The sequence below is a fragment of the Aeromonas bivalvium genome, assembly GCF_000819765.1.
GTDB lineage: Bacteria > Pseudomonadota > Gammaproteobacteria > Enterobacterales > Aeromonadaceae > Aeromonas > Aeromonas bivalvium.
In genome coordinates, this window is the sequence record NZ_CDBT01000030.1 from 85,337 (window position 1) to 85,696 (window position 360).

Annotated in this window: 1 pseudogene; it reads right to left on the reverse strand. The window is 71.1% G+C overall.

The window, feature by feature from the left end:
• Nucleotides 1-360, reverse strand: a pseudogene (locus BN1119_RS10990) (ABC transporter substrate-binding protein); the annotation flags it as partial.

Sequence of the window (360 nt, forward strand, 5' to 3'; positions counted from 1 at the left end):
CTGGGATGGGGCTCAGGCCTAGCCTTGAAGCGCAGGGCAGGCGCCGTGCCCTGCGGCAGGCTCTCCTGCCTGAGCACGCTGGGATCGCCCCAGAAGGCGGGATCGGCCTTGCGGGCCTGGGCGGCCGGGCTCAGCAGGAAGTTGACCACCACCTGGGCCCCGGCCCGGGCATTGGCATTGAAGGGGATGGCGAGGAAGTGGCTGTTGGTGAGCGCCCCCTTCTCCATGGCGATGGCGGTGACGGAGGCGGGCAGGCTGCCATTGGCCACCGCCCCCATGGCCTCCTGGGGATTGAAGCTGATGGCCATGGCCAGCTCGCCATCGTCGAGCAGCTGCCGGGTCTCGGCGGCGCTGGCGGGG